This is a genomic window from Planococcus sp. NCCP-2050 (assembly GCF_023708025.1).
GTDB lineage: Bacteria > Bacillota > Bacilli > Bacillales_A > Planococcaceae > Planococcus.
Window position 1 is genome coordinate 198,469 of sequence record NZ_BRCX01000005.1, and the last position, 13,032, is coordinate 211,500.

General features: G+C 44.4%; 15 protein-coding genes. 4 read left to right on the forward strand and 11 right to left on the reverse strand.

Going from position 1 to position 13,032, the window contains the following annotated elements; genetic code table 11:
* Positions 1–22: 22 nt before the first annotated feature.
* From NFU07_RS15190 to NFU07_RS15230, 9 genes are all read right to left on the reverse strand, one after another.
* Entirely contained in the window at positions 23–607 is a 585-nt protein-coding gene (locus NFU07_RS15190) for a hypothetical protein (RefSeq protein ID WP_251479526.1), read from the reverse strand.
* Positions 561–1,373, reverse strand: a complete 813-nt coding sequence (locus tag NFU07_RS15195) for a hypothetical protein (protein ID WP_251479527.1) — start codon at positions 1,371–1,373, stop codon at positions 561–563. Before NFU07_RS15195 ends, NFU07_RS15190 begins: the two co-directional genes overlap by 47 nt.
* A 241-nt stretch (positions 1,374–1,614) precedes the next feature.
* Positions 1,615–2,115, reverse strand: a complete 501-nt coding sequence (locus NFU07_RS15200; RefSeq protein WP_251479528.1) for a DUF4188 domain-containing protein — start codon at positions 2,113–2,115, stop codon at positions 1,615–1,617.
* Between the two features lie 2 nt (positions 2,116–2,117).
* Positions 2,118–2,669, reverse strand: a complete 552-nt coding sequence (locus NFU07_RS15205; RefSeq protein ID WP_251479529.1) for a PadR family transcriptional regulator — start codon at positions 2,667–2,669, stop codon at positions 2,118–2,120.
* A gap of 202 nt (positions 2,670–2,871) precedes the next feature.
* Positions 2,872–3,825 carry a GGDEF domain-containing protein gene (locus NFU07_RS15210; protein ID WP_251479530.1) on the reverse strand — a complete coding sequence of 318 codons (954 nt, stop codon included), beginning with the start codon at positions 3,823–3,825 and terminating at the stop codon, positions 2,872–2,874.
* 34 nt (positions 3,826–3,859) lie between these two features.
* Entirely contained in the window at positions 3,860–4,633 is a 774-nt protein-coding gene (locus NFU07_RS15215) for an EAL domain-containing protein (RefSeq protein ID WP_251479531.1), read from the reverse strand.
* A gap of 255 nt (positions 4,634–4,888) precedes the next feature.
* On the reverse strand, positions 4,889–5,053 hold the full coding sequence (locus NFU07_RS15220; RefSeq protein WP_251479532.1) for a hypothetical protein: 165 nt from the start codon (positions 5,051–5,053) through the stop codon (positions 4,889–4,891).
* Positions 5,031–6,698 (reverse strand): putative ABC exporter domain-containing protein, encoded by a 1,668-nt coding sequence (locus tag NFU07_RS15225; protein WP_251479533.1) that lies wholly within the window; start codon positions 6,696–6,698, stop codon positions 5,031–5,033. Before NFU07_RS15225 ends, NFU07_RS15220 begins: the two co-directional genes overlap by 23 nt.
* On the reverse strand, positions 6,691–7,491 hold the full coding sequence (locus NFU07_RS15230) for an ABC transporter ATP-binding protein (protein ID WP_251479534.1): 801 nt from the start codon (positions 7,489–7,491) through the stop codon (positions 6,691–6,693). Before NFU07_RS15230 ends, NFU07_RS15225 begins: the two co-directional genes overlap by 8 nt.
* A 181-nt stretch (positions 7,492–7,672) precedes the next feature.
* Between NFU07_RS15230 and NFU07_RS15235 the strand changes: the two genes are divergently transcribed.
* From NFU07_RS15235 to NFU07_RS15245, 3 genes are all read left to right on the forward strand, one after another.
* Positions 7,673–8,716 (forward strand): aromatic acid exporter family protein, encoded by a 1,044-nt coding sequence (locus NFU07_RS15235; RefSeq protein WP_251479535.1) that lies wholly within the window; start codon positions 7,673–7,675, stop codon positions 8,714–8,716.
* 163 nt (positions 8,717–8,879) lie between these two features.
* Entirely contained in the window at positions 8,880–10,091 is a 1,212-nt protein-coding gene (locus NFU07_RS15240) for an EAL domain-containing protein (RefSeq protein WP_251479537.1), read from the forward strand.
* A gap of 143 nt (positions 10,092–10,234) precedes the next feature.
* Positions 10,235–11,227, forward strand: coding sequence for an MsnO8 family LLM class oxidoreductase (locus tag NFU07_RS15245; protein ID WP_251479538.1), 993 nt, complete (start codon positions 10,235–10,237; stop codon positions 11,225–11,227).
* A 44-nt stretch (positions 11,228–11,271) separates the two neighbouring features.
* Here NFU07_RS15245 and NFU07_RS15250 read toward each other — a convergent pair whose 3' ends face one another.
* Together NFU07_RS15250 and NFU07_RS15255 are read right to left on the reverse strand one after the other, a co-directional pair.
* Complete coding sequence (locus NFU07_RS15250) at positions 11,272–11,844, reverse strand: DUF2269 family protein (protein WP_251479539.1); 573 nt, start codon at positions 11,842–11,844, stop codon at positions 11,272–11,274.
* A 20-nt stretch (positions 11,845–11,864) separates the two neighbouring features.
* The gene (locus NFU07_RS15255) at positions 11,865–12,014 is read right to left on the reverse strand and encodes a hypothetical protein (RefSeq protein ID WP_251479540.1); all 150 of its coding nucleotides are present in this window, start codon (positions 12,012–12,014) and stop codon (positions 11,865–11,867) included.
* A 123-nt stretch (positions 12,015–12,137) separates the two neighbouring features.
* Here NFU07_RS15255 and NFU07_RS15260 point away from each other — a divergent pair, with 123 nt between their 5' ends.
* A complete protein-coding gene (locus NFU07_RS15260) occupies positions 12,138–12,950 on the forward strand; it encodes a CPBP family intramembrane glutamic endopeptidase (protein WP_251479541.1) in 813 nt (270 codons plus the stop codon).
* Positions 12,951–13,032 lie beyond the last annotated feature (82 nt).

Below are 13,032 nucleotides of genomic sequence, written 5' to 3' on the forward strand. Positions count from 1 at the left end.
AATCTTCTCCTTCCACAATAGTTTAGAATTCCAATCCCTCAAAATTCTTAAACACCTTTTCGCGAACATCTTCCGGTGATTTCAAATCAAATAGCGGTACATCTATAGCTGCCAGTTTTTCGAATCCGTTGTGCTTTTTCTTTGCTTTGCCTTTTGCGTCAATATGCCATTTGTTATCTCCTCGGATAATCGTATAGTCTCCTTCATAAAATGGTGACCAGAATATCCAGTGGTCTGATACGGCAGGAAGCCGGCTCCAATGTGATTGATCGTATTGATAACGAATAATAGAGACTATAGGGATCACGTTTTCATCATCATCTGTTAAATCCACCATGACCCCGTACCAATCCAAGTCTCTAATATCTTCAATAGATTCAAGGATTTTATCAGTCTTCACATACAATTTAATAAAGTTAGTCGTCATCCATCCCGTCGTATCCGTATCCGATTTATAACGCATGTATTTAGGATTGATGGCTACATAGCCTTCTTCCTCTCCGACTCGATCCAACTCTTGAAAAAGTATATTCAAATTTCTATAGGTTTCTTTCAATAACTTAGTTGCTTGAATGATACTTCCACCCTTTGTTTGTGTGATAGACATATGCATTATTCTCCTCTTCAAATTGATAATCTGGCCAAGCCCATGATGATTTTGAAATTGTTTTCAACCCTTCATATTTATACGGGGAATAGTGAATGTTAACTTCTTCTAAAAGATTTTCAAATCCGTTAAATCTTTTTAACCCTTTTACTTCTAGTAATTCTCTTACATCTGAAAGGATATATTTCGGCGTGCCTTCTAAAGTGGGGCTTTCCATCTTCACTAACTTCGTATGGATATCTTCCCAATTAATAAATCCCATTGGCACAGAAGAAGCTATATTAAAGTCAATTCCAATTCCCTGTTGAACAAGATTTTGTATTGGAAATGGCGCTAGGAATATTAAGTACGTTCTTTTCGTATTCGCCAAGCTTTCCATCATATGCGAGTATTTTGAAAGTTGATGGAGACTCTGGTCGTAGCTGACAATCTCGCCGCTATCCTCCGAAGAAATCCCACTCCGATATTTCACTTCAATTCCTACTAAGGTATCTTCAAACTCCAAAAGCAAATCAATTTCTCCTTTTGAATGACGCGGCCAAAATCGATAATCCAAATCAAACCCCGACTGTCTATTAAGAAATTGAACCCACTCTTCGTTTTCAACTGCATTCGTAAATTCTACTTCTTCTAATATCCCTTTAAGTCCCTGCTCAAAAGGCAAATAACGGAGTGCGCCAAAAAAGTCACCGGTTAGTTTATCTTCGAGCCGATCACTTAAGTTGCTCCCCGTGCTTGAAATTTTCCCTTTGATTTCACTGATCATCCATATCACTTCTTTCAACATAAAACAGAATGTATAACTTTTTCAAATGAACCTTTTTAACTACTTTAAATCATTATGTAAATAGTACCATAAATGATAATTTATAAAAGCTTTAATTCCCATTTTTAAACAATAAAATTCCTTGCAATAAACAAAAACCGAATTCCTCAATTTACTTAAGGAATTCGGCTTTATTATCTGTCCATGGCTGTTCTCCATTTATTCTTTAACATTATAACTTCTATTGAACATCTGCCTGTCTCAACGCCTCTTTACTGAGCCGCTTCCGTGCCGACCCGCGCTCTGCCGTAATCGGAATATGATTCAATGCTTTTCCTAAACCGTAAAGAGGCATATTCCCGTACACAGATTCGTAATTTCCTGCGGGCACTTCATAGGTCTCGTGATAGATTCCGACGGCGTCGTTATTGCCAATTTTTTGGTTGAAGTTTTTCCATGCAGCCAGGTGCTTGTCGTTTTTTGCATAAGCCATGAGGTCTTCCGTTGACCGCCAATACTGGATCATGACGGTGGTTCGCAGTCCAAAATAATTCTCCATTGAGATGAAGCCGAGTTCTTCTTTATGGGTATAGAGCTCTTTGATCATTCCGGGCATGGCGTTAAAAACAGGAAGCCACTTACTTACTGCGTGCCATTTATTGATTCGCATGCCGATAAGGAAAACGACGATGTTCTCATGGTTCTCGGTCGTGAAACGTCCGGTGAAAACTTCTTTAGCCATTTCTATTCCTCCTTCGAAACCTCTTCAAGCGTAACCGTGCACCATTCGATTGCGGCTTTGGCAGTCCGTTTTCCGTAGTCCAATGTGAAGAGCCAATATTTCGTGTCCTCTCCTTCCCCATAATCATTCGTGAGCATCTGTTCAATTCCGGAATACGCAGCGTAGCGGGTTTCCAATTTTAATTTATATTCTTCCAATTGCTCGCTGGTTTTTTCTTTTGACTGATGGCTGCCGAAAAAAAGCTTCAGCAAAATCTCATTCCGCTCTACCGGGATCTGCTCAATCGGTTCCTCGAGCCAACTTTTCAACACTTCTTTTCCTTTTGGCGTCAGCTCGTATTCATTCTTGCCCGGCTTCGAATCCTCGGATGATGCATTAATGGTTGCCAGACCTTCGTCGACAATCAGCTTTAAGGTCGGATAAATTTGGCCGTAGCTGATTTTCCAGAAATGGTTCAAGCTTCGGTCAATCATCTGTTTGATGGCATAGCCTGATCTGCAGTCAGTTGTTAATAATCCAAGAATGGCATAAGTCGTTTGATTGTAAGTTTTCAATTGGCACATCCTATCTAAAAGATATATATCTATTAGATACATCATACTCTCAAATTAACAGAATTAAAAGACTTTATTTTTAAATATTAATTTTAATAAAAAAAAGAAACAAATCCAATCTGGCCGATTTGTTCCCTCCCTATTTATTAATGAAAATTTCTCCAGCTCTCTAAGCTAGCCATTGCAGAAATGAAAAAGAAACTTATGACATCACATAAGGCTCGAGATAATAGCAACTTCCGCTTTTCATCTTGCAAATCTTTTTCAGGCGCGTGGCTTCTGCTACCACTTCCTCCGGGCTCTTAAAGCGGCCTTTCTCATTTTTAACAACAGCAATCGATATGGAAACTAACGGAATCCTCTCCATTTCGCCTAAACGATTTTCGCTGAACACGGATTTGTTCTCGAAATGCTCTTTCGAATAGAAGTAATGCAATTTGTTGTCAAAAGTCTGGATCAGATCTTCGCAATAACGTTCAAATTCAAAATGATTAAAAGTGACGACGAAGTCATCTCCGCCGATATGTCCGATAAAAACATCCGGTGAAGTAAAACATTCCTTAAGAATATTGGCAGTAGACTGCAGAAATTCATCGCCTTTTTGGAAACCATAGAGATCGTTATACGGTTTAAAGCGGTCTAGGTCTATATACAAAAAAGTAAAATCAGATGGATGCCTGAAAAGATTTTTCAATTTCTCATCAATGATGTAATTCCCTGGCAGCAAAGTCAGCGGATTCAAATAACGTGCGATATCAGCTTGAATATCCGCTACTTTAAGCAGCAATTCCTTGATGCTGACAACACCAAATACTGCATTCTCTTTTTTAATGATGACATCATCGTATACTTCTTCCTCAAGCCGCTCCATCGCTTGTTTGCTGACTTCAATGACAGATGCGAAATAATCCACAACCAGTGGGGAGTTATTAGCCAGCAGCTGTATAGGTCTTTTCAGGAAAAGATTGTAGCCATAGCGTGTACCCATTTTCTGATAGAAATTCGTGCGGGTGATTAAACCGACGGAATGATTGTCTTCTAAAACGACTAACCCCTGCAGCCCCTGGTTCTCTTGAAATAAGCGGTCTACTTGACCACAGGGAGCATCAAACGATACACATACTATTTTTTGCGCAATCTCACCTATATACATCATGACCCCTATTTCTCCTTTTGTACTTACTTAAATATCATCCCAGGACTTTGCAATCTTCTACTTTTCCTTTTTTCAACATCGGTGCCGGTCGGCCAAGAGCGTACCCCTGCCCGTAATGGACGCCTAACTTCTTCAGGAACAGCAATTCTTCAATGTTTTCAATTCCTTCAGCCACCATAAATGTATTCGATCGGGTTGCAAATTCCAGCAACAATCCGACTAATTGCTGTTGAGCAGGCTGGAGATGAATATCGTTGATGAGAAATTTATCAATTTTGATGAATTCAGGTTTCAAAGAAAGAATCGTTTTGAGGCTATTGTATCCTGTCCCTGCATCGTCTATAGCAATGCGGAAACCTTGTTTGCGGTAATTGCTGATGATTTTTTCAAAGCTTCGATAATCAGTCACTGCCTCTTTTTCTGTCAATTCCAGCACCACCCTGTCCGGCGAAAGCCCGTATTTCTCCAATAAATCCAAGGTCATTCCGCTGCGATAAGCAGGATCCGTCAATACTTGCGGCTGGATATTCAAGAAAATCAGCCCTTCTTCAGGGCTTTCAGCTTTTTTTGCCTGCTCTGCATATCTCTTCAACGACAGGTTTCGCAGAAATCCTTCCATTTTAAAAACATTGTTGCTCTTGCCAATATAGGAGTAAAATTCTTCCGTAGTAGGGAAGTTGATTGTGCTTTTTGGCCTATTCAGTATTTCGAAGCCAATAGTCTCCTCTTCTTTCAGGCAAAGGATCGGTTGAAAAGCGGTGTTGAAATTTTCATGGAACATGAGCTCTTTGACTTCTTTATCTTTCATACTGGCTTCAAAAAGCGCTTCTTGATGTTCATTTATGTAATTGATAAATTCGATTGCGCTACTGAAACTAATGGGATTCGTCTCCTTTATCGTCAATTCAACGTTAGTACTATGTTCTCAGTATAAGTGAAGTCTATTAAGGAATTATTAAGCTTTGGTAAAGAATTCGCTCTTTCCACTAGCTGTGTATTATTATTTTTCAAAAAAGAAAGGCAGCCATTTCTGGCTGCCCACTTCTTTATAAAACTTCATCAATTACTGTCCCGTATAACCGCCATCAATCGCCGATGTATTCGCTTCAACGAAAATCACTTCCGTGTTTTTCCCTTTTAGTTCAGCTGTCTTTGCTCCAATACCAAAAGCATCTCCTGTTGAAACGATTAACTTAACCGTTTCTTTATTCCATATGATCCAAGGCAAAACCGGAGTCTTCCTTCTCTCTCCTTCGATTTTCTGGAAAAACCCGTTTCCAGCCAATCCACAATGCTGCCAGTAAAACAACGAGGTACACGTATATTCCCCAAGTTGTTGCGGTTGCGATGAAATGGGCAGCCACAAAACCGAAAGTCATTAAGGTAAGAGCGAGCATCTTGCCGGTGCCTGCATCCTGGGCGAACTCAAACGACGCAGAGAACGGAAACTCGTCTTCAGTCACCACTTTATGCGTGATCAAGGTTTGCAAAAGACCGCCAAGGAAGACCGCTGCAAGATCAGGCAGGATTCTCGCTGTGAAAATCCAGAGAAAGAAAATCGCAACTACGAGAAAAACTGGCGAATACAACTTCATGAAAAAAGCTTTCAATGCTCCACTATAGGCACGAGACGTTTTTTCAATCGGCGCCGCCCTGAACAGCCAGCCCCCTTTATAGCCTTCCGAAAACCGCAGCATGTAAACAAGGCTCGGAATCATGAAATTGCAGAAGTAGATGAATAAAAACATGTTGCCGCCCGCAATTTCTTCCAATCCGCCTTCTCTCGGGTAAGTGAAAACGAAAAGAAACGGGAAGAACAGCGACATGCCAAGCGCCGGGAACACCTTCAATTTGAATTCCCGTTCTTTTTTCATCATCGACGCTGCAAAACGGAAGAAAATCCGTTCTTCTTTCGAGCGGCATAAGAGCTTGGCTCCCATTTCATCCACCCAATTCCTTTTCTTTTTCCGCTTCTTCGTATCGCTCAATAATTTCTCCAAATTGCGTTCAAACGAAGGCATCAGCTTCGCATAACTTAAAATCGCAATGATCGGCACCAGTACAGCAAGCACCGTAAAGACGATCAAATAATTTGCAGAACCGCCGTTTAAAAACACTTCAAAAGGTGCTCCGTACCAAATGGGCGGAATGAGCAAATGCCACCAGCTAAACGAATACGCCAAATCCAAATCCACAAAGTCAAACGCCCGGATCAATACTTGATAGCCGACCACTACCCCAACCGACAACAAGATCTGCACATAATTGATGATGTCTTTGAGCTTGTCTCCATCGAAGAACCGCAAAATCACCAAATACAATAACGAAGTAAGGACGACGACCAACAATACGGTCAATATCAATTCAACCAGGAAGATCACCGCGAAGAAAAAGCCGTGATTAACCAATCCGACAACGAACGGAATGGCTGTAAAAGCTACGGTCACAAACGCTATGTAAATCATGATATGGACGATCTTCGCCGCAGCAATTGTCCTTCTCGTAACCGGCTTTGTCTGGATGATGTTTTTATCCCGGACATCTAACAGCACAGCCGAAAAATCGGAAATCATCGATGTCATCAAAATGAAGAGAATCATGCCAAAAGCGAGGCTCATCTGAAAGATGTAATTTTCCCCGATCAACAAAAACGGAATGAGGATCAATCCGTACAAGCCGTACACCCAAAGCGACTTCAGGAATTGATTGCCTTCTTTTTTCTTGCCGGTATCGTTGAAAATCGTGGGTACGCGCCGTTCGTCCATCGTCAATTTGATTTGCAGGATTTTCTCCATCACCGCGTAATCCACACCGAGCCTTGTGAAAATGCCTTTAAATACTGAAAGGACCTTCAAGGACTGGAATTCACGCATCCGTTTGGCCTCCCTGCACAATCGATACAAAGTCGCGGGCTTTGCTGCGGTGCTCCGTAAAGCCCGTCAATTGATTGAAAATCCCGGAAAGCGAACCTTCCTCGCTCATTTCCTTCAGCTCTTCAAACGTCGCATCCGCCACCACTTCCCCTTTGACTAAAAGAACAATGCGGTTGCTGATCTTCTCCACCAAGTCCATAATATGCGAGGAATAAAAGATCGTTTTCCCTTGTGCTGCGAGCTGCGCCAAGATTTCCTGGATGACCATCATGCTGTTGGCATCCAGTCCGCTGAGCGGTTCATCCCAAAACAGCAAATCCGGATCATGCAGAAGGCTCGCCGTAATCAGCACTTTTTGCTTCATGCCTTTTGAAAACGAAGAAAGCCTCGAATGGCGGGCATCCTGCAATTCGAATTGCTCGAGCAGCCGCTCCGCTTTCATCTCTGCGACGTCCCGTTCCATGCCATACAGCTCTCCGGTAAAGATCAAATACTCGATCGCTGTCAGGTTGTCGTATGCTTCCGCATTTTCCGGCACGTAGCCGATCTTCCTTTTATACGACGGATCGCCGGTTGAAATATTGTGTCCGAAAATCACCACATCTCCCCCGTAATCATCAATCAGCCCCAACATGATTTTGACGGTGGAACTTTTTCCAGCCCCGTTTGGTCCGATATAGCCAATGATCTCGCCTTTCTTCACTTCAAGATTGATGCCGTTCAATACGTTCTTGCTGCCATAGCTCATCGTTAAATTCTTGATTGATAATACATTATCGTTTCCTGCCTCCATTTAAACACCCCATAAACTAATTGTGTGTTTATTCTAACATTTAACTGGGTGAAATTGGGAGTTAGTTTTAAATTCGAAGAAAATAGCCCGCAGATAAAATTCTCGTAGAGTCCGACTTGTAATAGATGATATACTATACTTCGGTAAAATTTCTTAGAAAAGGAGAGGTGGTCAAAACCTTATGCGCCCCTTTCATTTCAATGGCAGCCGGATTTTAAAAACCGGGATCGCCATTTTTTTAACAGCCATCATTTGCGAATGGTTTGGCTGGCCGCCTGTCTTTGCGGTTATCACGGCAATTGTAACAATCGAACCGACAGTCAGTGATTCCATTAAAAAGGGATTAGTCCGGTTCCCTGCTTCTGCGATCGGTTCTGCCTTTGCGGTTCTTTTCATATCCCTGTTCGGAAATTCCCCGATTACGTATGCCCTCGCTGCAGTTGCGACGATTTTAGTCTGCTCCAGACTTAAGTTGCATGACGGTCTGCTTGTTGCCACATTGACAGCCGTTGCGATGATTGAAGTCATCCATGATCATGTCTTGATTGCCTTCTTCATTCGGCTGGGCACAACGACGATCGGACTTCTTGTATCTACTGCCGTGAACATGCTCATTTTCCCGCCGAACTACCAGCGGGACATTCTAAAAAGCATTCAGCGAATCAGTGCCCAGGCCGGAAGAATGCTCGAACACACTTTCCACACCATCCTCTTTGAAGGCGATGCAAACTTGCAGGAAGACAAAGAGCTTGTGAAGCGGCTGACGACGGAAATCCAAAAGGCGGAGAAGCTGATTCAGTTCCAGCGGGATGATTTCAGTTTGTACGCAAAAGTCCGCAACCGGGAAACGAAGCTTCAGATGGCGGAAAGGCAATTGCTGTTTTTACATAATCTCGAATTCCATTTAGACGCTTTGCTCCGGATCCCACTGGACAATTTAAAGTGGACCCCGGCGGAGCGGAACATCATTATGCATGCAGTGGCGGAACTGGCAGACGACTTGCAGAATTCCACCAGCTACAATCACGAAAAGCATCAGCACCAATTAAAAATCATTACCGACTTTTTCTGGGACGACAGCAAAAGTGCCTCGACCAGCGACACCTTATACCCGACCCTGTTTCCGCCTGAGTTCAAGATTTTGTATGAGCTCATCATGATTTACGATCTAGTGGATAAGTTTTTCAATCCGGGTACGACGAAGGCAGCGGCGGAAGCGGAATAAAATCAATGGAATATTTTTTAAAAAAAGGCAATGCTAGAATTGTGATTTTTCTGGCATTGCCTTTTTGGTTTTGAAAACGGAGAAGTGTATTTGAACAATTCCCTCAATTCCGCTAAACTATTTAAATCGACGTTATTCACGACGACGCAAAGGAGGTTCCGCAATGGATCCGTTAACTATTCTTGAAAATCTGCATAAAGCGAAGCCTGCCTTCCAGCCGATTGTGAGTGCCGAGAAACACAAGGTCATCGGCTACGAAGTGCTCGGTCGGTTTGAAGACGATGGCACTTGGATAAGCCTGGGTGATTTCTTTCATGATCCGGATGTTCCGGATGAATTTAAAATTGAAGTCGACCAAGACCTCCTGCAAAAAGCAGTAACGGAGATGCTTGAAGCAGACAACTCCGGTTTCCTTTTCATCAACCGAAATGCCAAACAGCTGCTGATCAACGGCGGCGAAGATTTCTTACATACCTTACGGCAGCTTGAACAAAAAGGGTTTTCGATGGAACGGATTGTGCTGGAAATCACGGAGCATGATTTTGAAGAGGATTTCGATGTTCTGAACCATTTGCTTCTCTACTATAAAACTTACGGCATCAAAATCGCTGTCGACCATGTCGGGGCCAAAAGCTCTAACATCGACCGTATCCGCCAATTAAAGCCGCATATCTTCAAAATCGATACGGGATTGATCCGCAACAACAACCCCGGCGTCTTTCAAGACATCATTTACTCGCTGACGGTTTTGGCTCGCCGGATAGGTTCGGTATTCCTGTATGAAAATATCGAAGATAGCCACCAGCTGCAATTTGCCTGGAAAAACGGCGGCCGCTTTTACCAAGGTTTTTATTTAGCGAAACCGGATTTTCAATTGGCCGATTCCTTGGCCATCGACACGCGGGCGCATATACAAGAATTCGTCAAACGCGAGAAATCGCTCATCGAAGCTCGGCTGACGTTTTCGTCCCTCTGTGAAGCCAAAGTGAAAAAGGCGATTCCAGAGTGGCACGGAGAACTTGAAGCCGACCGCTTCATCGAGAACATCACAGCGCCTTTCCATGAAGAAAGCTTCCGGATGTACATTTGCGATAGCGAAGGCCAGCAAGTGTCTTCCAACTTCCGAAAACGCGAAGAGCGTTGGGAAGTCGAACCTCACCAGAAAGGCTCGCATTGGGCTTTCCGTCCGTATTTCTTAGAGAATACGATGCGCATGCGAACACTGCACCACGGCATTCTATCCGATACGTATTCGGATATCGAAACCGGTGAAATGATCCGCACCTTCAGCTATCCGCTGCCGGACCAGTATTTCCTATTCGTCGATATCAGCCCTTCTTATATCAACGATAAAGACTATTTACTGTTTCAATAAAAGACAAAAGCCATTCCGACAGGTCATCAAGACAGCTTGCGGGATGGCTTTTTTTCCTTCAAACAGATAAAGTGATTTCACCATGACAGACTGCTATACTCCTTATTATGCAAACTTGCCATATAAGGAAGGAAGTTAGATAGATGAGATTAAGTGTTTTGGACCAAGCACCTGTCACAGCAGGAAATACAGCAGAAGCAGCGATGAAAAAAGCGGTGGAACTCGCCGTTCTCGCTGACGAGTTAGGTTACACGCGTATGTGGATGGCGGAACACCACGGCTCGGGTGCGTTTTCAAGCTCCGCCCCTGAAGTCACGGCCGCTTACTTAAGCGCGAAAACGGAAAAGATCCGCATTGGCACAGGTGGCGTCATGATGATGCATTATTCGCCTTTGAAACTCGCGGAAGTCTTTAAGACATTGAGTGCCCTTGCTCCAGGCCGCATCGATTTCGGCGTCGGACGCGCACCGGGCGGCGACCATAGTTCGATTTATGCCTTGTCCCAAGGACGCCGGGCCATGACCGATGATATGTACGGCAAATTCGACACGGCGCTGAAACTGATCAACGACGAAGTGCCGGAAAGCAGCATCTACAACAAAACCATCGCTTCCCCGACGCATATCCAGCTGCCGGAAGCGTGGCTGCTGGGTTCAAGCGGCAATAGCGCATACGAAGCAGGAAGAATGGGCGTCGGCTATTCGTTTGCCCAGTTCTTCACCGGCGGTATGACGAAAGACATTTTGGACTCGTACCGGGCGAATTTCGTCCCGTCCGCTTTCATGGAAAAACCGGAAATCTCCGTTTCGTATTTAGTGACAACAGCTGAAACCGCAGAAGAAGCGGAATACGAAGCCTTGCCGCAGGACATTTCGCGTTTGATGTTAATGAAAGGCCGCATCATGCCGCTCATGACACCGGAAGAAGCGCAGAATTCGGCACTCACCGAAATGGACCGCATGCAAATCCAAGCGAGCCGCAACATCCATTTAGTCGGCTCCGCAAAAGACGTCGCCGACCAATTGCAGCAAGAACAGCAGCAATACGGATTTGAAGAAGCGATGATCTGCAGCATCCCCCATTCGCAGGAAAAGCGCCTCGATGCTTACCGGTTGCTGGCGAAGCATTTACTTTAATAAAACAGACAAAAGCCGTATCCCTCAATGGATACGGCTTTTTATTAAAATGATACTGGATCCGCAGTAGTCTCCGGTCTCGTTTTGTTCAGGACGAACTGCGCCAAGCCAAAGCCGATGGCGACAGCAAGCACCATCGTAATGAGTGAACCGAACAAGGCGAGTTTCACCGCCATCAAGAACAGAATCCCTACAGCCAGCATGGCCATAATCGAAACGGAATTCCACAGAACCCGGTCCCTTATTTTATTCATCAAGCTGATCGAAGGAACCATATCCGTTTCCGCTTCAGCCGCAGCCAGTATCCCTTTTAGCCGGCGAAGATTAATGACCGGACCTAAAAAGCTGGCACCAAGAAGTGCTGCCAAAGAGACGTTGATCCAAGCCGTGCCCCAGCCCCAAGTGGAAAAGACAAGATACAAAGCCGGCACGATGATCAACAATGTGCTCATCGGAAACAAGACATCCGTTTTCACCGCAAGGCCCGACCACCGTTTCACATTTTCTGTGTCTTTCGATTGCAGCATGGAAAGCATCGACAAAGCCAAAATCGCAATCGCCATAAACATGATCACCGCACCCGCAATATGGAGAAACAACACAATATTGTAAAGCATCGTTTTTTCCTCTTCTCCAGTTAAGTCGTCAGTAAAATAGTTTCGATTTCCCTGTCAGTTGCTGTTGCTGGTAATAAAACTAGATGATGTGTCTGATTTCCGATGCGTAGCCCTCCCTCTTGTTTGTAACCATTTCTAAAATCAACCGTTGCAAATATTTCCGTACCCATTATACGCCTTCCCCCAATTAAAATCTATAATTTATCTGAATTTTTAGATTTTAAATAACCTGGCATGATATGATGAAATCAATTACGAGTATGAATAAAACCTTACAAAAGGCGGCGATGCAGATGTTTGAGGAGATGCGGTCCCGGTATGTAATCGGCATTATGACAGTCGCGGCCTTCGTTTCGATTTCTCTCTTGCTGCAAGCCACCGGCAACAGCTATCTTCAATTGCTCGTCTTTCTCCTAGCTTTTTATACTGTCCTGCCCATTTGGATCTGCGGCACCTATTTCCGGAAGTACAACATCAAAGTGCGCCGAATTTTCTTCCTCACCGGCACCGTACGCTGGCTATTGCCCGTTGCCGGACTCACCTTGCTCGTCCTGGCATTTTCCATCAGCGTCTACTGGCTGATGCTGCGTGGGCTCGTGTCCGTCTCTCCGGCCGCAGTGGAAATCGCGCTCACACCGCAGCCCCTCCCCGGCGGGTTCTGGTATCTCGCAGCGAATGGTTTCATCATCGCGGTCATTGCGCCGATTGCAGAAGAATTCGTTTTCCGCGGCGTGCTCATGCACCGGCTCGTCGCATCGCTCGGCTTATGGAAAGGCGTCGGCTTATCCAGCCTCATTTTCAGCGCGTTCCACATCAATATCTTCGGTGCTTTCCTATTTGCAGTAGTGGCGTCGCTCCTTTACCTGAAAACCGGCACGCTGCTGGTACCGATTCTGCTCCACCTGTTCAACAACGTCCTCTTTGTTTTCCAATACGCCGTCGACCCTTCTTTTCCAGAATGGCTGGTGGTGACGAGCATGAACGACTTGAATACAAAAGCTGTGCCAAACCTTATTACGCTAATTATCAGCTCGGCGTTGCTGCTTCTTTTTATCCTTTGGCTCGTTCGGAATTTGAATAAAAGCAGGAAGCGTTTAATGGATTAAAAACGGAGTTGTCCCAAAAGTGGCTGGTGTCCATTCCAGCGGACGCTTTCCGCGGGCACGGCTTCAGACCTTCCTTCGCTGT